The sequence below is a fragment of the Burkholderia aenigmatica genome (genome assembly GCF_902499175.1).
Taxonomy (GTDB): Bacteria; Pseudomonadota; Gammaproteobacteria; order Burkholderiales; family Burkholderiaceae; genus Burkholderia; species Burkholderia aenigmatica.
Genome location: NZ_CABVQC010000021.1, coordinates 74214 through 92765, shown reverse-complemented (window position 1 = coordinate 92765; position 18552 = coordinate 74214). Strand labels below are relative to the sequence as shown.

The following is an 18552-nucleotide window of genomic DNA, read 5'->3' as shown; positions in this document are numbered from 1 at the left end:
CCGTTGGGAGCCTGCTTCGCAATTTTTCAGGAGCAGGTCTATGAACAATTACGTCGGATCGGTCCAGAAGCTTTCTGGGCGAGCCATTAAGCGGATCGAACGGGTAGCAGAGACACCCAGCACGATCCTGCGAGACGCCTTGCTTGCGTCGACCCGGAAAGTGAATTTTGGGGCATATGTAGATGAGTGGCCCGATCCCATCGCTCAGGATATTCTTCACTCGCGAGATTTTTCTGCGCTTGTGAACCGCATCCACGAGATCGGAGTCGTGACGTTGGAACCTCTGGGCGGCGGCGCGTCGTCGGTCGCGTTGAAGGCTGGCGAAGACAAGGTGCTGCGATTGGGCATGGGCGATCTTGCGATTCGTCCGGACATTCCGGAAGTGTTGCAGACGCTGGCAAGCGGCACCGTTGGATACCTCCGGTATGAGCTCACGGAACGCGCGGATACCGAATCCGTTTCCGATGCGGATGCATTGCGGATGCGTGAGGTACTACGCACGAAAGGCTTTGATTGGGGCGAGATGGGTGTGGACAACATCGGCCGTATCCATGGCCGTGTCGTTGTGTTCGATCCAGGTGGAATCACTCCGATCGCAAGCCGTTCGAGCGATGTCAAGCCGAGCGTGAGTCGGGAGTCGAATGCGGAAATTCTCACCCGACTTCGCTGGGATGCGTTCCAGATTGGGGAATCACTTGCGTACACTGGAGAAGCAAAATGCAAAACCCAATGACGCTTGACGATCTGGATCTTCCGGCGGCCAGTATTCCGGTTTCGCTACGCGGCCGGCTCGAAGTCGAAATGACGGACAACAGCTATCCCCAGGTCGGCATCACGCACGACGGCGTCTTCATTACCGAGCCGTACTTCGACGTTGGTATGGCTGATTCTGCCGTCCCGAGCGACTATGGACTGACCGCAGAGGAGGCGGACTTCATCGTCGAAACCAATCAACGACTGGCTTCTCGACCGCAAAGTTGACGATTCGGCCAACCGGTAGCATCTAACCTTAAACCATGCCCGCTGCGCCCCCTTGGGAGCAGCGGGCTTTTGTTTTTTCGACGCCCAGCGGCAGGTACACTTTGCACGTCATTTCCTGATAGGAAGTATATTGGATGCAGATTCGAACACGGTAAATCAGGCCACCTGTACGGCTCGCGCGGTCACCTTGATTTGCCTGGCACAACGGGTATCGTGGGCTTCCAACTCGGGGTGGCGGAATCGCCGCCACTTGCGGCAATGCTCACTGAGAAGAGGTCGATGGATACGAACATCAAGAATGCGCCGCAGCGCATATATCTGAACGTCGGCGATCTGCCGCCCGGTGAATTCGAATTCGCAGGCCTCCACGAAGTTTCGTGGTGCGCCGACAAGCAGGGTGACAGCGACATCGAATACGCGCTCGTTGCTCCCGCCCCTTCCGGCTCCCAACAGGAAGCGGGGAAGGCATTGTCGTCGGAGGGTCCGCTGGAGCGTCCGTTCAACGACGTCATGGCCGAGATATCGGCCGTGCGCCCGCTGGTGGACAAGTTCATCCAGGCTCGCGGTGGCGACATCAGCGGCATCAGCTATGCGGATTTGCTGGCGTTCGCCTCATCGGTCCGTCGCGAGACGCTGTCCGGCGATCGCGCGGCGGTGCACGCCGGCAGTCTGGATGATGCGTAGAGGATTGTATGGTGACCATCGTTTTCGATCAGCCGGGCGATTTCGAGGCGAGCAACGCCGCCGAGAAGTGGTGCCGCGAACGCGGGATCTCCGTTGGCGAGATGCAAGGCCCCGCGCCGCGCGGTCTGCTGGTGGGCGAGTTCTGGATTGCCAAGTGGCGCAACCTTACCGCTGCCGAGAAGCGCGCCCTCAACGGCCGGATGACGGGCGACATGCGTCACGGGCCGGTCACGATAAGGTTCGACGGCGATGAGCACGGAAATCCGGTCGGGAAGCAGCGTGAGCAAACGAACCGCACGAATGGTAGCCACTTCCCCATAAACGGGAACCAGTCTGACACTGCACCAGGCGCGACACTCGCCGCCAACGTGCATGCATCGGGAGACAAATCTTGAACCTGCGCATCCTGAAGAAGCTGTCGAAGCGCGCCGCGCCGTTGCTGCAGCTACTTGGCGATGAGCGCGAGCAGTTCCGGGCGGATGACTCGTGCAAGTCATTCACCAATGTCGGCGGACACGATTTCAAACATTGGGACCGGATGAGCGTCCCTCACGGCAGACGGGACCACGGCTCATTCAAGTACCAGCCCAAGCACGGGCGCAACTGGATCGTGATGAGCGAGCCCTGGCAGCCGTGGAAGGGGACGGTGATGGTCGGCGAGTCTGTCGGCTATTACGAGCCCGAGTGGGAAGAACACACGGCATGGGAGGCGCTTCAGCGGGCTGTGATCGAGCACTACACCGACTGGAACGAGGACGGGCCGATCGCGCTCCGCACGTTCGACACACCGAGCGACTACTTCCGCGCCGCGCACGAAATCATCGCTGCGGCCGCGCGGGCACAGCAACAGCAGGCCGCGGCCGATCGAGCGCGCGCGGTAGCTTCTCCGGTTGGCGCCGGCGCGTCCGTGGCGCGCGAGCAGGCCTTGATTTGAGGGGCTTCCCCGGTATCGTGGTCCATGAACCCCCGGATGGTCCGGGTCAACACCAATCGATGAAATGAACGCGACCGACATTGCGCAGGCATTGAAGCACCTCGACTGGACGGGTGTCCCGATCGGGAACAAGGCGGTTATCCAGCAGGCGATCACGGCACTGGAACAGGCGTCGTTGCAGTTCCCGGGCGAGGCGGTCGGCTACGTCACACCCGAGGTGGCAGGCGGCTCGAAAGACTGGGAGCAGGCGACGTTGCTGGATGCTCCGGAGGGCGTCAGCACCGAGCCCCTGTATGCTGGGCCGGTCACCGCCGCCGCGGCTGTCGCGATCGCACGAATCGACGCGCACGCGAAAGGCCTCGGGGAGGCGCTGCACGTCTGTCTCGACAGGGTCAACGAATACGAAGCGCGCGAGTGGGCGGGCGATGCGAGCGGCGCCCGTGCTTGTGTGCATGTCATCGAGAGGCTAATACGGGAGCTTCCGGACGAGCGCGACGAGGCCATCTCGCTGAGCGAGCTCGCTCAGCGCGTCATCGAATACGGCAATGCTCGTGAGGCGCGCGACGCGAACGCCATCCAGGCGACGTACCACGCGATTCTCGCCGCGCTCCCCTGCGCTGCGGCCATGCGCGACGCCGGCGGACAGACGGTGAGCGCCGACGGTCAGGCACTGCGCGAGCTGGTGGCTCGGATCCGGAACGCAACGTACAGCCACGAAGCGCTCACGCTTGGTGCGGAGGAGGTTGGCGTGCTCGAGCGATGCGCCGGCCTGCTCGTGGAACCGGTCACCGAACCGGAGTTCACCGATTGGGGCCGCGCCGCGCTGGTTTGGGTGCTTTACCACAACCTGGACCGCCGCAGCCCGATCGGCCGCGCCATCCGGTTCGCGCTCGGCATGGGCGAGTCGCAACCGCTCAACGCGGTTCAGGTCGGCGAGGCGCTGCGCTGGGCGCAGTCGACGAACACACCGGCGGCCCGCGGCGCGCAGGTTTTCGACACGAAGGGGTTCTATGTCGCGCTGAACGCCGTGCGTGAGCAACGAGACGTGCAGTGGAAGCAGGTCACCAACGAAAGCGGCGTCACCAGCACGCAGTTGACCCGGCTCGCCATGGGGCGACGTCTGGAAGACGAGCCCACGCGCAGGCTCGCCCATTGGGCGAATCTTCGCCTCGCCGACTTCGACGGCTCGGCGGCGATTCCCGACGAGATCCAACGTGACCTCGAGCGGAACGACTGGACGCCCGAGGCGGCGCTGCGCTGGTACGCCGCCGGCAAGCACTTCGATACGGTGGCCGGGCGCACGCGCATCATCGATACCGGCGCCGTGGCTTCGATCGCGCTAAAGCGCACGGACGCTGCCTATCACGCGTTGAAGGGCGCGGACGCGAGTTTCCCGGCTCCGGATCCGGCGCACGACGGTGAGCGCGTGGCCCTGACGTTCGCCGAGTGGCGCTGCACGCACGCGGACGAGATCAGCGACGAACAGGCGGCTCGAGACGCGTGGGATGCCGTGCAACGTGCGGCTGACGCACGTGGCGGCGTGCCGAGCCTGCAGCAGATCTGCGACTACTTGCATGGGCTCGATGCCGCGCGGCGCGAAATGGTCGAGCGAGAAGCTCGTGAGCTGGCCGCCGGTAGCGCGTCGGGAGCCCAGACGATGGCGGCGCGGGGTGAGGAGAATCGGGCGATCTACGTGAGCGCCGAGAATCTCCGACTCTTCGACGCGGGGCTGTACAGCATCTTCGACGTCGGTCTGGAGACGCCCAACCGAACGATCCGCCTGTATCGCGCGGCCGCGCTGCCGGTAGCCGCTGGTGCGGCGCGCAAGGTTACGCTCTGGGAAGCGTTCGAAATGGGCTTCTCGTTCCGCAGCGCACTGCTCGGACACGTCCTGGACGGACGGGACGTCGGCCGTTTGACGACGTGCGAGTTCTGGGCCGAGCCGATGCTTGGCATGCACGAAGGCACGGATCTTCACGTCGGGTTGAGCGTAGGGCAGGCCATCGTGAGGCTCAAAACCGAAGTGCGCCGCCGCCTGGATGCGCTTGACGCCGCTTCGAACGAAAGCGTCACGACGCCTTCCGCCAAGACAACCGCCGCAACTCAACTGGATTGACCCGCGATGAATACGACCCAACTGCCTGAATCGCGAATCGAAGCAATCATTTCGAAGGCCTGCGGCCAATATCGCACCGGCGACAGCTACACGTTCGAGGACGTCTGGAACTGCATCGAAGCGGCGCTTGCCTCTGCCAACGTGAAAGTGGGATCAGTGCCGGTCGGCTTTCGCACCCGCGTGCCCGGTTTTGACTGGACGCCGTGGATTACGGACGATCAAGCCACGATCGACAAAGCGATCAACGATGCGCACGATCACGGCTTCGAAGGCGAAGTGCTTTTCGTCGAATCAGCAGCCTCTGCCGAGGCGACGCTGAACGATGCGCGCGTGAATCTCGAACACACCATGTGGCGCATCGCGACGCATGGAGAGCCGCAGATTTCCGTAACGGATGACGCGGACGAAGCGCGTGCACCCATCGCCAGAGCAGAGCGCAAAGCCTTCGAATATGGACTGCAACGGGGATATGCGCTCGCCTCTGCCTCGACCGTGCCTACGGGAGCCGAGCCCGACGAGACGCTCTCGTCCAAGGCCAGGGCTTTTCTCTACCCCGATGTTTCCGATCTGGTGGCCGCGCAGCACGCCGGCCACGCGGCGCGATACCTCTGTACGCCCAACGCCGGCGGCGAGGGCGTCGTGATCGATCGGGCGCCCGATTCGTTCGAGCTCCGGGAATGCGCCATCGTCGAACTTCGGGCGGACGAGCCGTCCGTCCTAGCGCTGGTGCAGAACGCCATCCGAACTGCGAGCCGCGGCGGTGACATCCTCCGGTGCGCGCAGACGGCGGCGAGGGCCATCGTGCCGCTCTTTGCCGGTACCGCCGTAGCGGAACAGGCAGTGGTGACCGGCCGCGAAATGTTCGCCTGGCATGACGATCCTGCGAACACGGGCGTCGGCCCTTACTGCCAGCCCGGCGATCGGCGCGATCCGCGGTGGTTGCTCATGTTCGACGATGCGGATCGAGGTCTGGCCATCTACGAATCCGAAAAGGAAGGGCGTGAGGCGTTCGCACACTCGGAAGGCCGTGGCTGGAACTGCTGGCTGTTCTCGCCCACGCCCCGGGTGGCATCGCAAGCCGAGGTGACAAGCGAGGACACAGTGCGCAAGATCTTCGCTGCGGCAGGAAGCAACGCGTGGTTCGCGTCGGACCCACTGAGCGCTGCCGAAGTGGTTCGCGTGGCCCGTGCAACGATCACCGCCGGACCCGTGAAAGCCGAGTCGATGGACGAAGGTTGAACCACGAACCAGAAACGGTGCAGGGAGGATTGTTGGGTTGGCCTGCCGTCCAGAGGTCGGTGCTTCTCGACTGCAGCTCACCCAACCGGAGTAGGCACAATAACTTCAAATTCCCATCACGAAGTCAGGTGCTATATACTCGTCCCGCATAGGGAAGACCGGTCCCTACCTCCCACGTCATGGTGAAGCCTCAAGCAGGCCCGGTGCAGCAAAATTTCGCCGATTTCTCAGACCCCAGAGAATGCCCGGCCAAGTGGGAACGCAGGCGTTCAACCTACTGGAGTCCGTCCATGCGTACCTACTTTCGCAACACGAAGCGACCAAAGCTTGTCGCGGAAAGTCTCACCGCCGCTTTCCCCAATCTCCAATACGCTACTGCGCTTGAATGGGTAGCGGAGATCTTCGGGTATCGGAACTGGCATGAGTTGCAGAGCTCTGTCGACGAGTTTGCAACGCCTACGCCTCTTTTCAATCAACTCGATCCTGACGCAGAGGATTTTGAACGGTTGCATGAGCTCTACGAGCACCAAGTCGAAAAGCTGCAGGAGCTTCTTGGCGACGAAGCCCCCTTTGCCGAAGACGTGGCGGCCTGGACGCTTCGTGCGGACAATCATTCGATTCTGAGGCGTCCCAAGCGGCTGATTGACGTGCCGAATGGCACGCCACGGCTTCAGACTTTTGCCGCCGACGATCGCTTTTTCTCTCGCGAATCCCCAGGTGTCGACTACGGCTCGAATAATTACGGGAAGGGTGAATGCTTCGCCTGCTACGAGAGCCTGCCGCGGGACTTAGACGCGAACGCGTTGATCGCGAAATTCGTCGAGCGAACTCGGGCTGCGCGCGGCGCAAGCGTGGCCGCTATTGTGGAGAAGGTGTGTCGGGCGGAGGTGACGTCGCCAGTTGTCGAATGCGATGTGAGTCTGTCGTCCGTCATTCAATACAAGGATGTCCGCCTAATCTTGGTGGACAGGGAAACCAAGAATATTTGCGGATGTGGCGTGTTTCGGATTGGAATCTATGTTGGGTCGCCACGGAAGGGCTGTTTGCTCACGTGCGACGCCAAGGCTGTAGTGATCGAAGACGGATACGACTACCTGAGCCTTCAGCTTGGGACGGTCGTATCTATGTTCTTTCAGTACTCGTACGATGTCACGAGGTGGATGCAATACGGTGAAACCATCGAATCGATAGAGGTCGAAATTGATGAGGACGCCACCGATCAGCCGGAGGCGACTGAGGTATTGGACGCCGTGCACGAACTTTGGAAGGACGAAATCGACGAGCGCATACGCGAGAGAGCGGACCGCAGATCGCTTTCGCAGCGCAGAGCCCGGTGACGGTAGACACTCGACCGCCGGGCACGCCCTGATCGGGACGACCGCAGTTTATTCCCGATCCGGATAATTCCCATCAGGAAGTCGAGTGCTATACTCGGACCGCTTTCCATCGGTAGCTGGTCCGTTTTCCAGCCTGCTCGGTCGACTCCTCGTCCGTGCTTCGTGTTGCCGCCTGCCGGCATCTTGTCTTTCCCTCTGGGGCTCCGTTCCCCAAAGGGATCGGTTTGCCTCTATTTGTCATTCAGGAGCAAACCATGTTGAAATTCGCAATGCCCCCGATCGCCGCGAAGGCGCTGAATATCTCGGGAGAAGCTGGTCCCGAGATTGAAGCGCATGGGAAACTGCCGGAGGATGAGCCCGCGATCGAAAGCTACTGCCAGCAAGTTTGTGGTGGTGGTGAATGCGGGACGGGTACGGTTTGCCAACACGGGATCGACCCGACTACCGAATTGCCAGTAGTCTCATTTGACGGGAAACTACCGGAACGAAAGGTGTCGCTCGCCAGTATGTCGCTCAAGTTTCAATTGCCTGATGACTTTGGGGCAGGTTGGGACTACAGGCGGGTGATTTGCTATCCGCAAGGCCATGCCTATGCGGGAAGCTACGATCGTGACGAAATCGGCAACTTCGCCCACGACGCTCTTGGCCGTATCGAGGGCTTGTCGGAAAGCGCCTTGTACGTGGGAGCCAATTGCAACGCTACGTTCGAGGTCGACTCCCTGGCCGAGGCGAATGGCATCGAAACGGCTCTTCAGAGGATCGTCGACGCATTCCCGGTTCGCCCCGAGCGTCACATCGATATACGTGGCGCTAACCATTGGGATAGCCGCGTGAGCGAATACTTTGACGACCAAGAGAACTCCGTGGTCGAAGATGTGCCATTCCGGGCCTATCTGGTGCAGCATGTGCCGTTGTCCAGCGAACACGCCGCAATCGATGGCGCGTCCACCGATGACGTGCTCGCGGAGTACGGTATCTGTGCCAAAGCATCGGCATCGATCTCGCCGCGCCCGTAAGCGCTAACCAGCAACTCACGCCCGCCACGCCTCTCTTCGGAGAGCCTGGCGGGCGTTATTTTTTGTGGGTTCCGGTCACAACTCTGGCCGCGGAATTTTCCGGCATAGCGAGGCATAGGACACGGAAAACAGGGCGACGAAACTCTCGCTAGCGGCTATCGCGCTACTCGACCAGGCCGGATGCAACGAAGTTCTCGACGACTTTGTTGTCATCGGCACAACCGACGTGCGCGTGCTGCTATCGAGCCGCGCCGTCGTCGATCTGAATCAACAGGCTCGCGAGCGGGCCGATGACTGAACGGAAAATTGAACGTAGCGTCGTGCTATCCATATCCTACGTACAGGAAACCGAGCTAGATATGGACCAGATGCACTCTCTTCACTTTTGACGTCGGGATTCTTGACTATTGCAACAGATATTAAGCCATTGATTTATAAACAAAAATGTAAATTTTCAACGTGAGTTTCTTGCATCAGGTGCAGGAAACAGCCGTTTCCTGCACCTGATGTGGGTTCCGTCAAAAAAAGCTAAAATTCAAGTGGAATCAGTGACTTAGCGCGCAACGCCAATCCTGAACGGTCGATCTCGCTTTCCCGCATTGGATGTCGGATACTGACATTGAACGTTAGTTTCTAGCATTTCATGTCGCGTCAATAGTCAACAGTCACGTTCTCGTTCCCCCGAGGTGCGCAACCGTGAAGCTGGCCAAGCAGTCCGCTGCGACCGATCGCAAAACGGAGCGAGCCATTGCAGCGCGGCCGTCCGCGGAAGCCCTTCTGGTCCGTCAAATGCTCGACTGCGGAGCAAGTGCGGACACGTTCTGATAGGGACGTCCGCCGCAAGTTTTTCCAATCAGGATGATTCCCATCAGGAAGTCGAGTGCTATACTTGGAACCGCTTTCCATCGGTAGCTGGTCCGTTTTCCAGCCTGCTCGGTCGATTCCTCGTCCGTGCTTCGTGTTGCCGCCTGCCGGCATCTTGTCTTTCCCTCTGGGGCTCCGTTCCCCAAAGGGATCGGTTTGCCCCTATTTTTCATTCAGGAGCAAACCATGTCGAAATTCGCAATCTCCCCGATCGTCGCCATTTCGTTCGCCGTCGCAAGCATGCTCGCCGGCGGAAACGCCTTCGCGCAGCAGGCCGATCAGCAGGCGATGCTTGGCGGGACCGGCACTGTCGTGCGTGTCCGTCTCGTTCCGGCGCCGGTCCCGCAAGGGAACCATGCCGTTCAGGCTGTATCCGCGCAGGATCTCGTCGAAGTCAGCGTGCGCGCAAGCGACGGTGAGTTGTACAGCGCGACGGCGGATCGCGTGCATCAGCCGCGCCTCGGTGCGTCGGTCAGGCTGGTCAGCTTTGGTAACGGCCTCCGCGTAGCGGAGTGACGGCGCCTGGCTTCAGTCGCAGGATGGGGCCGCAAGGCCCTCTTCCTTTGTTGTGCGCCCTTGCTGGGCGTGCATGGAAAGGGGAGTCAGTGTCCTGAAAGTCCTCTTTCTATAACCCTTGCGGGGAAGCGCTCCCTGCCGGGGCGCTTCTCACACACACGGTGGAGAAGTAAATGGAACAACAGCAAATGCCGGAAGGAGCCACGGTTGCTCGGTATCGTGAAGAGCAAATTCGGGAGAATTTCGGTTCGCCATCTGAATTCCTGGAGACGATGGAACACGGCGATGCACGGAAATTGCCGGAAGTGGGCGATCCCGTTGAGGTCAACATTCACGGGGAACTCATCAAGGGTGTTGTGACAGGTCACAGCACCAAAGATGGGAAGCCGGTGATCGACTTCGAGTACAACCACGTCCCGAGCGAAAGGTCGAGAGTAGCGTTCAAGTGGGCATGGCTCGACCAAGTCGTCTCGTTCGGCGCAGCAGTCGACAGGAAACTGCTGCAAACGACCGATCGTGTACGCTTGGACTGGCATGAAGGTACATCTGCCGATAACACGCCGTTTGTCGGACTGCTTTTGACCACCAAAGCGGCCTACGATGAAGGCGATTCGGCGGATGCACCGGATCTGATTCAGTTCGAGATATCAGTCGGCGATAAAGCAGCGGCGGAAGCAGTCACGGAACTCTTCAGCCGGGTTTGCGAAGCAGCTAACGCCTCCGACCCGGCAACGAAGGACGATGCCATTCGTGCTGCTGTAGCGTTCGTAGACGGACTCAACGCAGACGCGTATTCCATTCGATTGCGTGGCCTGTTGGACATGCAATTGGACCGGAAACTGCATGAGCCTCGCAATTCGCTTGTGGAGTCCATCGGGATAACCGACCTGGAAGTCGTGGAAGGCGCCGAACGGATGGCGCGCGTCCTGCTGAAGGCCTGGGGTTTTGAATTCTCGGGCGAAGCAGTACGGAAGAGCGAAAACCCTCGCGCAATCTCGGCTTGGAACGTCGTTTCCGCGATGCTTGAGGAATACAACGGCACTGACCTGTCCAGTGCGGTCGACTCCGTCGATTGCGGTGTGCAGGAGGTTTCGCAACCGGATTCGGTGACGCAAGGTTCGACTCCGGATCCGTTGCAGATGCTGCGCAATGCCCTCCGCTTCAACGAGCTTGGCAAACGCCATGAATCGGCCGAGGCCATCTCCGCCGCGATTGGCGTGCTCGAGAGCAAGTAATCGACTCGCTATCCGTTGCCCCCTAGCGGGGCAACGGGTCTCGAGTGAATTTTCAAACCCTCGCGGGGACGCTCCCCGATCGTGGGGAGCGCTTCTTGCAATCAACTTTGGAGAAGCAGCATGAATCAAGTGAAATTGCCGGAAATCGTCTGGGTGTCCAACGGTTTCGCTACGGAAATCGCGAAGGTGGATGGAGTTGCGATCGGTCACGTAGCGCTCCGCGGCCGTCCGGATTACGACGACGCATACGAGGTGGTTCTTTACAACTCGGAAGGCGAAAAGAACTCGTGGTCCGGGAAGCCGGATCCGGCAGCAACTGCCCATGTGGGCCCCGAGCAGGACAAGGCGACATTCCTGAAGATGGTCGAAGAGGCGCTGGAACGCGGCACGCCCAGCGACGTTTTGACGATCATGAAAAGGAACGGGCAGCGCAATGGCTCCTTCCCGGAGCGCGTGCGATTCAACTGGGGCTTTCACGATGGCACGGCCGAAGCGGAACGTGCGGCGGTCAGGGACATGGAGGGTCATCAGGATCGCGCCTATGCGCACGGCTATGTCCGTGGCGTACTGGCGTGGAAGAACCTGGGATTCCGTCCCGAGACGAGCGATGAAGCATGGTCAGCCTACCAGAACCATCCCTTCGCAGGACAGGCAACGGGGAAACTGCCGGAAGTTACGGTGGCCACACCCGCGCATTTGCCGAAGACCTACCGCGTCGAAGTGACGGGCGGCGGCGATCTGGATAACCAGCCTCGGGTCGCAATCTTCGAGGTGAGTGAGGCGTCGGCCCGGGATATCGTCAAGCTGTCCTCGGTGGTCAGAGCCAACGATCTGTACACGGTCGAGAAGCACGACTGTCGTGCTCAGTATCTTCAGTACGATCCGGAGACTGATCCTGAAGACGCACTGGATGCGGGCGAAGAGAATTCCGTCCGTTCCGAGTGCGACATGCTGGTGGTTACCGATGACGAGTTTTTCTTTCGAGCCGAAGTGAAGCACACGGACGTTCCCGTGAAGTGCGCGTCACAATCGATCGCGGAACTGGCGGCGCACTTCGCCATTCCGTTCGAGAACCCGAGGCACATGCAGGGCAATTCGTCTTCGCCCACCATGTAATCCATCAACATGAAGTTAGCCCGCCGTCTGCTCCGAAAGGAGCACCGGCGGGTTTTTTATTGGTGCGTCCAGTTTGCGAAATTTCGAAATTTCGCAAGTTCGTGTCGGGGAACATTCGAGCTGCCCGCGCGTACGTCAGAAAGAGGCCCGAATAGACGCTCATTCCGGATTCCTGCGCGGAAGCGGCGTCAATAGAATTTTGGCCAAGGGTGCCTGTCGCTGCCGAGAACAGCGACACGCCCATATCGGATAACTGACAGGAGCGTGAATGCAACCGGAACACCTTTGGAACATGCTCGTGGGGACCACCATCACGGATTCCGTGATGTCGGGGTATGCGACTCGCGTCGGCCGGCGGCCCATGCCGCAAAGGCTGAAAGAATTCCTTGACCTCCGCAATCTCCCGCCTGACAGATGGACTGACAACGACCGCGCGCTCGTGGAAAGCGTGCGCGGTCTGGCGAAGGTACTGATGCACGGACCGCTCCTGCAGGAAGACGTGGCCTCGATGGGTATCGGCCTCGGCGTCTCGAAGGAACTGATGGTCTGTCTCGCCGCATTCGCCGAACCTGGGGAAGCCTCAGACGAAGACGGGGTCAGAACGGACCATCCGACACAGAACACGCGTGACGTCATGCTCTCGAATCTCCGAGTTCTCTGACGGAGCGAGACGATGAATTTCGATTCGATTCTCAGACGGTTAGGGCTGGTTCGGCACAAAGACCTGACTGCACAACTGAACTTTTCTCGCAGCGTCGGCAAGCGTTTGGATGAACATCGGGAAGTGGTCGAAACGCTTTCCCAATCGTCGTTTTTCGATGAGCATTGGTGGCACGCGGGTCATCTTGCGACTCAAGATGACTACCTCATGCGACTGTATTTCATGGTTCATGGTAAATGGCCGGTGGATGATCCGGCGAGCGGCCATCGTGGCTTTCAACGGAACGGCGAGTACGTTCGGCCACGCCCGCCCGTACTCGGCCAATGTCGCTTGCCTGAGTTTAAGGTCGCCAAGGCAGGGGAAAGTCGATGATTTCGTCGCCCCTGCTGTCGATCGAGGCAGAAAGCGAAAGGCGCCGATCCGCATGTATCTCTGCACGTTTGTCGTTGTAGCAGCAATCGTCCTGCTGAAAGTCATTGGCATTGATGAGTTGCGTAGCTTGGAAAAACAGCTTCCCAATGAGAAGCTGTTATGCCATACTGAAGTCCTCTCAGGTTCTAGCACGGCCCTCGGATTGGCTAGAACACTTTTGAAGCGTCGCGCTGGAAAGTGCGACGCTTTTTTTTTGATTCGTCGTACCGCCGGCGTCATCGCCTGTCCCGAGTCGTGCAGCCTAAGCACGTACGATTGGCAGTTGGTTCCAATCGGTCGTGTAGGCTGGTGTTAGCCGCTCAGGTCGGTGCCGCCACTCCTGCGCGAGTCCGGCGCCGGCTAACTTCACGGTGCCGCGACCAAAGCGCGCGTTCAATGCGTCGACAGTCTGCATCAGCGCTTGCGGATCTCGGCCATTGCCCGTCATTGTCGGCTCGTCGGCCCCGAACAGCTCCAGTTGCTCGACATCAACCGAACTGAGGTCGAACAGCATCACGCCCGCTTTCGCGTAACGCACCCCTTGCCTGAAAATCCCGCGTAGCGCGTATCGTGCGGCTTGGACGATCTGCCGGGTGTCTTGGGTTGCCGGTGTCAGCCGGATCGAGGTCGACGCGGAGAAAGGTGCTTCCCGCTCCCGAAACGGGCTGTTGCGAATGAAGACCTGCAGTGCGCCCGCCCGCGAGCGCTGCGCGCGCAGACGGTGCGCAGCGCGCTCAGCAAATTCCGCGATCGCCTCGGCGAGTTCGGCTTGCTCGAGCACGGCGCGGCCGAACGAGCGCGACGTCATGATCTGCTTGCGCGGCGCAGTGTCCGCGCCCAGGTCGATGCAGGGCGTGCCGCGCAGCTCGCGAACAGTCCGGGCAAGAACCACCGAAAACTCACCAGCGATCGCCTCGGGGTCGGCGCGTGCGAGGTCCAGTGCCGAAGCGATACCCAGTTCGCGCAGCCGCGGCGCTAAGCGCGGCCCCACACCCCATACGTCGCCGACGTCGACTTCCCTCATCAGGGTCGCCAGCGCACCGCGCGGCATCGCAGTGAGGTCGCACACGCCGTTCCAGTGCGGCCGCTTCTTGGCGACATGATTGGCGAGCTTAGCCTGGGTGTAGGTTGAACCGATGCCGACGCACGTTGGGATGCCGACCCATTGCAGCACGCGAGCGCGCATCTGTTGCGCGTAGTCGGTCAGGTTGTCACGTATGCCGTCGACGAACAGAAACGACTCGTCGATGCTGTAAATGTGCTGGTCGGGCCCGAATTGCCCGATGATAGCCATCATGCGATCGCTGATGTCCGCGTACAGTTCGAAATTCGCGGACAGTGCGACGAGGCCTGCGTCGTGCTCGAGGTGGCGAATCTCGAACCAAGGCTGGCCCATCTTGATCCCCAGCGCCTTGGCTTCTGCAGTGCGTGCGATCGCGCAGCCATCGTTGTTCGACAGAACGATCAGCGGCCTGCCGGCGAGCGCCGGGCGGAACACCCTTTCGCACGAACAATAAAAGGCGTTTCCGTCAATAAGCGCGACGGGGCGCGACGTTCTCATGGCAACGCCTTGATGCAATACGTCGCCACACCCCATATTTCGAGCACGTTACCGTCTCGTGGGCGGATGTCCGGGAACGTGGGGTTGGCAGCCTGCAGTTTGACGATGCCGCCGCGCTGATAGAGCCGCTTGACGGTCAGTTCTCCGTCGACCACCGCCACGACAACATCGCCGTGGCGCGGTCGCACCGCGCGATCGACAATCAGGCGGTCACCGTCGTCGATGCCGGCGTCGCGCATTGATGGGCCGCTGACGGTCAGGAAATAGGTCGCAAGCTGGTGGCGGATCAAGACCTGGTTCAGGTCGATGCGCGAGACGGCGTGGTCCTGCGCGGGTGACGGGAAGCCAGCCGGAACGCGCGCCAGGACTTCGGCCACGGGCACGGGCTTGCCACAGTCGATCTGCGGCACGGTGTTGGGATCCGGGGTGGCGGACATGGCGAATCCTTGGGGCACTGTACAAAAACACAGTATTCTGCACCAAGAGATGCCGGGCGAGAAATTTCGCATTGCAGACGCAGCATTTTTTGCCGATATGCCCTGAACGGTGATTTCGTCCTCGTACCCAAACTCTCTAATCTTGCGATTTTGACGACGACAACTATAATGTTGGCAGAGTCGCAAATTTTGGGAGGGAGTCATGATTCAAGTCCATGAAGACTCAAACACGAACGTAGTGTTGAGCCTGCCGCTCCCGAGCGGCACCGATCCGGTCGTTGCTTCCTCGCTGCAAAAGGGGATCGAAGAGTTGCTGGTTGTCCTTCTGGCCACGCCTCAATGGGAAACAGGGCTGTTCCAGCGCGCGGATGAAATCGCCCGGGTTTTTTCGGGCCTGTCGGCGCCGGCGGCACCGTTGATCGAGGAGCGTATCCGGCGCCAGAAGACCATGCGCGAGGTTTTCGCGCGGGGAGACTGGCTCACGGCAGAACAGATCAATGCGCTGCAGGCGACGCCCCCCACCAACAAGGCTCAACCCGCGAGTGACTGGAAGCGGCGAGGGCGGGTATTTGGCGTGACGTTCAATGGCAAGGAATACTTCGCGGGCTACCAGTTCGACGCGATGTGCCAGCCGCTGCCCGTGATCAAAGACATCCTCGAGGCGCTTGGGCCAGTGGAAGATGCGTGGAAGATCGCGGCGTGGTTCCATTTCCCGAATGGATGGATTGCCGGGCGAGGCGTACATGAGGCCGAACCGGTTGCACCGCGGGACGCACTCGACCGTCGAGATGACGTCGTTGAAGCCGCCCATCATCTGCACGGGGAGTATGTCGCCTGATGGCCGGCCTGCACGCACCCGGCGCTGCGGAGCCGTTCACCGTCCTGCCGATTTCCCGGGAGGATGTACCCGTTTGGTATCACGCGTATTGCACTCACCCTCACAGCACGTCGGCGACCACGTTCTCCGAAGGCTGGGGCAATACGCGGTTCGCACCGATCAATCTTCTGGACGGCTCGCCCGTCCACACGTGGTACGGGGCGAGCTCGTTCGAGTGCGCCATCATGGAGTCGCTTTTCCACGATGTGACGCTCAATCCGCCCGGGGTCTTCTATCTTGACCGCTTGACGCATTACCGGATCGCGAAGGTGCTTCTGCCTGATTCGATCCAGTGCGTTAGCTTCCATACGCCGTATCTGCCCGCCCTGGAGCTGACGCGGGCCGATTTGATCGACAGCATTCCGGCCAAGTATCCGCAGACCCGCCAGTGGTCGCAGGCTGCACACGATCAATGCCCGACGGCGCACGGGATTGCGTACGGATCCCGCAGGAATGACGCGGGCCGGTGCGTCATGCTTTTCGGGCAGAGGCTGTCATCACCCGGTCTCCACGTTCTCGGCGATGACTCACTGGCGGTCGATCCGCTCCGGAGCAAGGTATTGCAGCTGGCGGACAGCCTGAAGATCTCCGTCATCTGACCGACGGCCCTCGCATGGGCACTGTTTCGCAGTCCGGCAACAGCGAAGAGGCACGGCCCATGCGATTCGTTGCTCCCGTCGGAGGAGCTTGATCCAGGCGCGCTGTTCGGTACAGTGTCGATTCGAAACGCGCTTAGGCGACGAAGGAAAATGCGATGACGCTTCCGATCAGACCGCAGAAGAAGGTGAGGCGGATTCACCTGGCCAACGATACCGGAGGTCGATCGCGCTGCCGCTACACATCCAGGCCGAGCGTGCGCGCGAAGTTTGTTCCGCTGGCCGAATTCATGACGTTGCCGCAGGAGGTGCGGTGCGTCGAGTGCGAACGGAAGGCAAAGGACGCAGATGGCGGTGCCGCGCCGTCCGTATATCGAGGAAAATCGGAGCAGTAACGATGCGCGCGGGGATGTTCATTTTGTCATGCATGTGATCGTAGTCATTGGTCACGCCAAGCGGCGCGGGCTCTACGGGTGGGCCACAACATGGGCGATCGCGACCGGAGGTGTGGTCTGGTTTGGCATCGTGAAATTCTGAACCACCAGTTCGGGGATTGAAAGGAAACCGATGGAAGCAATCTCGCCCAAGCTGACGGACGCACAAGTCCGCGTCATGCGATGGCTGTCTCGTGGTTGGCCGGCCGAGCCGGGCGCCGGGTCAGCCGTGATGGTGAACGGCGTGCGTATCTGCAACGTGGATACGATGCAGGCGCTGTATCGAGCTGGTTTCGCAACCCGTGACAATCAGGGATGCTGGCGAGCGACGCCGTCAGGTTTGGCGCTGCGTGACCGGCTCCAACAGGAATAGGAACAATCAATGAATCTGTTTAAGACAGCAGCACCGGCGATCGGCGACTGCGAGCGCGAAGGTCGCGCCGCATTTCGCAAGCACGGGGTCACAGGGCAAACGAAGCACGACTACCCCGACGGTAGCGTGCAGAAAGTGGCATTTCTCGATGGCTTCTCGGAAGAGAGGTTCCGGGCAGGCGAGCGTGCCCTCGATGAGGCTCGCGCATATCGCGCCCTGACGGTACGTGATGCTACTAAGGATAGGGCGTGGGCTGAAAAACTCAGTTCGGGAATTTGCCATTGAAGGCTTATGTCGTAGAGGCCGGCAACGGCAGACGCTGATCGAGGAACAGTGATGGCGACGCCCGGGCAAATCTTTCCGGAATTTTGGCTTGGCTGCGGATGCGGTGAAGCGGTGTTCGGGGGCAGCACGAAGCGCGAAGCATCTACCTTTGGTAAAGCGCATGGTTGGACATGGACTCGCGCGACGGGCTGGCGCTGCCCTGGTTGCTCAGCGCCGCCCGCGACGGCCAAGGAATAGGAAAAAGCGTGACGAAACCTCACAGCATAGATGTGTCCTCGAGGGGAGATATCGTATGGGTGACAGCGCACGATGGCTCGTGCGTTGGACGCTTCAGCAAGCGCTTCGGGATCGATGTGCATCGAACCGTGACGGAGCAACTGGAGGGGGCCGATCAATGCCTGCATTGTACGCATGAGCCAGCCGGGGAAGCCGAGTGGAGAGCGTTTCGTGAGGCGGTTCTCCAACACCACGGGATTGATGTTCCAGTCGACGTGATCGATTTTTGAATCGGAAAGCATGAGCGACTTCTCAACTATCAAAATTTCGCGTGACTGCGAGCATTTTCCCGCGGCAGCTCGCGCGGGCGAGCAGTTTCAGTCGAAGGATATGCCGGACGACGATGAGCTCACCTGTTGCGTTGATGGAGATATCGACGAGACAGGGTTGTTCGTCCGTATCGACACGAGGGGGCGATTCTGGAACCCTCGCCTGAACGACTGGATTCATCTGCTCGGCGAGCGTAGCGGGCTTGAATTGGTATGCCGTTTCGTTGATGGCCGAGTCGTCGAAGTCCGCGACGGGTATGGCGTGATCATAGAAGATGGCTCGGAGTTGCCGGGTGCGTACTGGTCTCCGAGCGATTGGGTTCGGCTTTAACGG

Annotated in this window: 22 protein-coding genes; 19 read left to right on the top strand and 3 right to left on the bottom strand. The window is 60.4% G+C overall.

From position 1 onward, the window contains the following. Window positions 1-40 precede the first annotated feature (40 nt). The 9 genes from BDO18943_RS17230 (at window position 41) to BDO18943_RS17190 (ending at window position 8307) form a co-directional block, all read left to right on the top strand. Entirely contained in the window at window positions 41-733 is a 693-nt protein-coding gene (locus tag BDO18943_RS17230) for a hypothetical protein (protein ID WP_089454704.1), read from the top strand. Next, window positions 718-981: a hypothetical protein gene (locus BDO18943_RS17225; protein WP_137962600.1), complete on the top strand. Its 264-nt coding sequence runs from the start codon at window positions 718-720 to the stop codon at window positions 979-981. The genes BDO18943_RS17230 and BDO18943_RS17225 overlap by 16 nt, the downstream gene beginning before the upstream one ends. A gap of 279 nt (window positions 982-1260) precedes the next feature. Then, the gene (locus tag BDO18943_RS17220) at window positions 1261-1665 is read left to right on the top strand and encodes a hypothetical protein (RefSeq protein WP_089454702.1); all 405 of its coding nucleotides are present in this window, start codon (window positions 1261-1263) and stop codon (window positions 1663-1665) included. A gap of 8 nt (window positions 1666-1673) precedes the next feature. Continuing rightward, window positions 1674-2060, top strand: coding sequence for a hypothetical protein (locus BDO18943_RS17215; RefSeq protein WP_175023356.1), 387 nt, complete (start codon window positions 1674-1676; stop codon window positions 2058-2060). Further along, on the top strand, window positions 2057-2599 hold the full coding sequence (locus BDO18943_RS17210; protein WP_089454701.1) for a hypothetical protein: 543 nt from the start codon (window positions 2057-2059) through the stop codon (window positions 2597-2599). Before BDO18943_RS17215 ends, BDO18943_RS17210 begins: the two co-directional genes overlap by 4 nt. A 64-nt stretch (window positions 2600-2663) precedes the next feature. Then, window positions 2664-4715 (top strand): hypothetical protein, encoded by a 2052-nt coding sequence (locus BDO18943_RS17205; RefSeq protein WP_089454700.1) that lies wholly within the window; start codon window positions 2664-2666, stop codon window positions 4713-4715. A gap of 6 nt (window positions 4716-4721) precedes the next feature. Next, a complete protein-coding gene (locus tag BDO18943_RS42665; RefSeq protein ID WP_235996077.1) occupies window positions 4722-5954 on the top strand; it encodes a hypothetical protein in 1233 nt (410 codons plus the stop codon). Between the two features lie 290 nt (window positions 5955-6244). After that, window positions 6245-7291: a hypothetical protein gene (locus BDO18943_RS17195; protein ID WP_089454699.1), complete on the top strand. Its 1047-nt coding sequence runs from the start codon at window positions 6245-6247 to the stop codon at window positions 7289-7291. Window positions 7292-7545: 254 nt separating this feature from the next. Next, window positions 7546-8307, top strand: coding sequence for a hypothetical protein (locus tag BDO18943_RS17190; protein WP_089454698.1), 762 nt, complete (start codon window positions 7546-7548; stop codon window positions 8305-8307). Window positions 8308-9333: 1026 nt separating this feature from the next. Here the strand turns inward: BDO18943_RS17190 and BDO18943_RS17185 are convergent. Next, window positions 9334-9621: a hypothetical protein gene (locus BDO18943_RS17185; RefSeq protein WP_143331240.1), complete on the bottom strand. Its 288-nt coding sequence runs from the start codon at window positions 9619-9621 to the stop codon at window positions 9334-9336. A 239-nt stretch (window positions 9622-9860) separates the two neighbouring features. On the opposite strand from BDO18943_RS17185, the gene BDO18943_RS42660 reads away from it, so the two are divergent. The 4 genes from BDO18943_RS42660 to BDO18943_RS17165 all read left to right on the top strand — a co-directional run bounded on the left by BDO18943_RS42660 (window position 9861) and on the right by BDO18943_RS17165 (window position 13071). Next, window positions 9861-10922 carry a hypothetical protein gene (locus BDO18943_RS42660; protein ID WP_235996075.1) on the top strand — a complete coding sequence of 354 codons (1062 nt, stop codon included), beginning with the start codon at window positions 9861-9863 and terminating at the stop codon, window positions 10920-10922. A gap of 120 nt (window positions 10923-11042) precedes the next feature. Further along, the gene (locus BDO18943_RS17175; RefSeq protein ID WP_089454696.1) at window positions 11043-12038 is read left to right on the top strand and encodes a hypothetical protein; all 996 of its coding nucleotides are present in this window, start codon (window positions 11043-11045) and stop codon (window positions 12036-12038) included. 268 nt (window positions 12039-12306) lie between these two features. Next, window positions 12307-12699: a hypothetical protein gene (locus BDO18943_RS17170; RefSeq protein ID WP_089454695.1), complete on the top strand. Its 393-nt coding sequence runs from the start codon at window positions 12307-12309 to the stop codon at window positions 12697-12699. Between the two features lie 12 nt (window positions 12700-12711). Further along, complete coding sequence (locus tag BDO18943_RS17165; protein WP_137962598.1) at window positions 12712-13071, top strand: hypothetical protein; 360 nt, start codon at window positions 12712-12714, stop codon at window positions 13069-13071. Window positions 13072-13372: 301 nt separating this feature from the next. Here BDO18943_RS17165 and BDO18943_RS17160 read toward each other — a convergent pair whose 3' ends face one another. Together BDO18943_RS17160 and BDO18943_RS17155 are read right to left on the bottom strand one after the other, a co-directional pair. Beyond that, window positions 13373-14671, bottom strand: a complete 1299-nt coding sequence (locus tag BDO18943_RS17160) for a Y-family DNA polymerase (protein WP_089454693.1) — start codon at window positions 14669-14671, stop codon at window positions 13373-13375. Continuing rightward, window positions 14668-15108 carry a LexA family protein gene (locus BDO18943_RS17155; RefSeq protein WP_089454692.1) on the bottom strand — a complete coding sequence of 147 codons (441 nt, stop codon included), beginning with the start codon at window positions 15106-15108 and terminating at the stop codon, window positions 14668-14670. Before BDO18943_RS17155 ends, BDO18943_RS17160 begins: the two co-directional genes overlap by 4 nt. 202 nt (window positions 15109-15310) lie before the next feature. On the opposite strand from BDO18943_RS17155, the gene BDO18943_RS17150 reads away from it, so the two are divergent. The 6 genes from BDO18943_RS17150 (at window position 15311) to BDO18943_RS17125 (ending at window position 18549) form a co-directional block, all read left to right on the top strand. Further along, complete coding sequence (locus BDO18943_RS17150; RefSeq protein ID WP_089454691.1) at window positions 15311-15946, top strand: hypothetical protein; 636 nt, start codon at window positions 15311-15313, stop codon at window positions 15944-15946. Continuing rightward, window positions 15946-16584 (top strand): RES family NAD+ phosphorylase, encoded by a 639-nt coding sequence (locus BDO18943_RS17145; RefSeq protein ID WP_089454690.1) that lies wholly within the window; start codon window positions 15946-15948, stop codon window positions 16582-16584. The genes BDO18943_RS17150 and BDO18943_RS17145 overlap by 1 nt, the downstream gene beginning before the upstream one ends. A 155-nt stretch (window positions 16585-16739) precedes the next feature. Further along, window positions 16740-16976: a hypothetical protein gene (locus tag BDO18943_RS17140; protein WP_089454689.1), complete on the top strand. Its 237-nt coding sequence runs from the start codon at window positions 16740-16742 to the stop codon at window positions 16974-16976. 172 nt (window positions 16977-17148) lie between these two features. Next, window positions 17149-17388 carry a hypothetical protein gene (locus BDO18943_RS17135; RefSeq protein ID WP_210771950.1) on the top strand — a complete coding sequence of 80 codons (240 nt, stop codon included), beginning with the start codon at window positions 17149-17151 and terminating at the stop codon, window positions 17386-17388. 9 nt (window positions 17389-17397) lie between these two features. Beyond that, window positions 17398-17673, top strand: a complete 276-nt coding sequence (locus BDO18943_RS17130) for a hypothetical protein (protein WP_089454688.1) — start codon at window positions 17398-17400, stop codon at window positions 17671-17673. Window positions 17674-18189: 516 nt separating this feature from the next. After that, on the top strand, window positions 18190-18549 hold the full coding sequence (locus tag BDO18943_RS17125) for a hypothetical protein (protein ID WP_025496241.1): 360 nt from the start codon (window positions 18190-18192) through the stop codon (window positions 18547-18549). Window positions 18550-18552 lie beyond the last annotated feature (3 nt).

Coding starts and splice junctions, on each gene's coding strand:
- BDO18943_RS17230 (WP_089454704.1), top strand. CDS start 41: ATGAACAATTACGTCGGATCGGTCCAGAAGCTTTCTGGGCGAGCCATT.
- BDO18943_RS17225 (WP_137962600.1), top strand. CDS start 718: ATGCAAAACCCAATGACGCTTGACGATCTGGATCTTCCGGCGGCCAGT.
- BDO18943_RS17220 (WP_089454702.1), top strand. CDS start 1,261: ATGGATACGAACATCAAGAATGCGCCGCAGCGCATATATCTGAACGTC.
- BDO18943_RS17215 (WP_175023356.1), top strand. CDS start 1,674: ATGGTGACCATCGTTTTCGATCAGCCGGGCGATTTCGAGGCGAGCAAC.
- BDO18943_RS17205 (WP_089454700.1), top strand. CDS start 2,664: ATGAACGCGACCGACATTGCGCAGGCATTGAAGCACCTCGACTGGACG.
- BDO18943_RS42665 (WP_235996077.1), top strand. CDS start 4,722: ATGAATACGACCCAACTGCCTGAATCGCGAATCGAAGCAATCATTTCG.
- BDO18943_RS17195 (WP_089454699.1), top strand. CDS start 6,245: ATGCGTACCTACTTTCGCAACACGAAGCGACCAAAGCTTGTCGCGGAA.
- BDO18943_RS17190 (WP_089454698.1), top strand. CDS start 7,546: ATGTTGAAATTCGCAATGCCCCCGATCGCCGCGAAGGCGCTGAATATC.
- BDO18943_RS17185 (WP_143331240.1), bottom strand. CDS start 9,621: ATGCACGCGATCCGCCGTCGCGCTGTACAACTCACCGTCGCTTGCGCG.
- BDO18943_RS42660 (WP_235996075.1), top strand. CDS start 9,861: ATGGAACAACAGCAAATGCCGGAAGGAGCCACGGTTGCTCGGTATCGT.
- BDO18943_RS17175 (WP_089454696.1), top strand. CDS start 11,043: ATGAATCAAGTGAAATTGCCGGAAATCGTCTGGGTGTCCAACGGTTTC.
- BDO18943_RS17170 (WP_089454695.1), top strand. CDS start 12,307: ATGCAACCGGAACACCTTTGGAACATGCTCGTGGGGACCACCATCACG.
- BDO18943_RS17165 (WP_137962598.1), top strand. CDS start 12,712: ATGAATTTCGATTCGATTCTCAGACGGTTAGGGCTGGTTCGGCACAAA.
- BDO18943_RS17160 (WP_089454693.1), bottom strand. CDS start 14,671: ATGAGAACGTCGCGCCCCGTCGCGCTTATTGACGGAAACGCCTTTTAT.
- BDO18943_RS17155 (WP_089454692.1), bottom strand. CDS start 15,108: ATGTCCGCCACCCCGGATCCCAACACCGTGCCGCAGATCGACTGTGGC.
- BDO18943_RS17150 (WP_089454691.1), top strand. CDS start 15,311: ATGATTCAAGTCCATGAAGACTCAAACACGAACGTAGTGTTGAGCCTG.
- BDO18943_RS17145 (WP_089454690.1), top strand. CDS start 15,946: ATGGCCGGCCTGCACGCACCCGGCGCTGCGGAGCCGTTCACCGTCCTG.
- BDO18943_RS17140 (WP_089454689.1), top strand. CDS start 16,740: ATGACGCTTCCGATCAGACCGCAGAAGAAGGTGAGGCGGATTCACCTG.
- BDO18943_RS17135 (WP_210771950.1), top strand. CDS start 17,149: ATGGAAGCAATCTCGCCCAAGCTGACGGACGCACAAGTCCGCGTCATG.
- BDO18943_RS17130 (WP_089454688.1), top strand. CDS start 17,398: ATGAATCTGTTTAAGACAGCAGCACCGGCGATCGGCGACTGCGAGCGC.
- BDO18943_RS17125 (WP_025496241.1), top strand. CDS start 18,190: ATGAGCGACTTCTCAACTATCAAAATTTCGCGTGACTGCGAGCATTTT.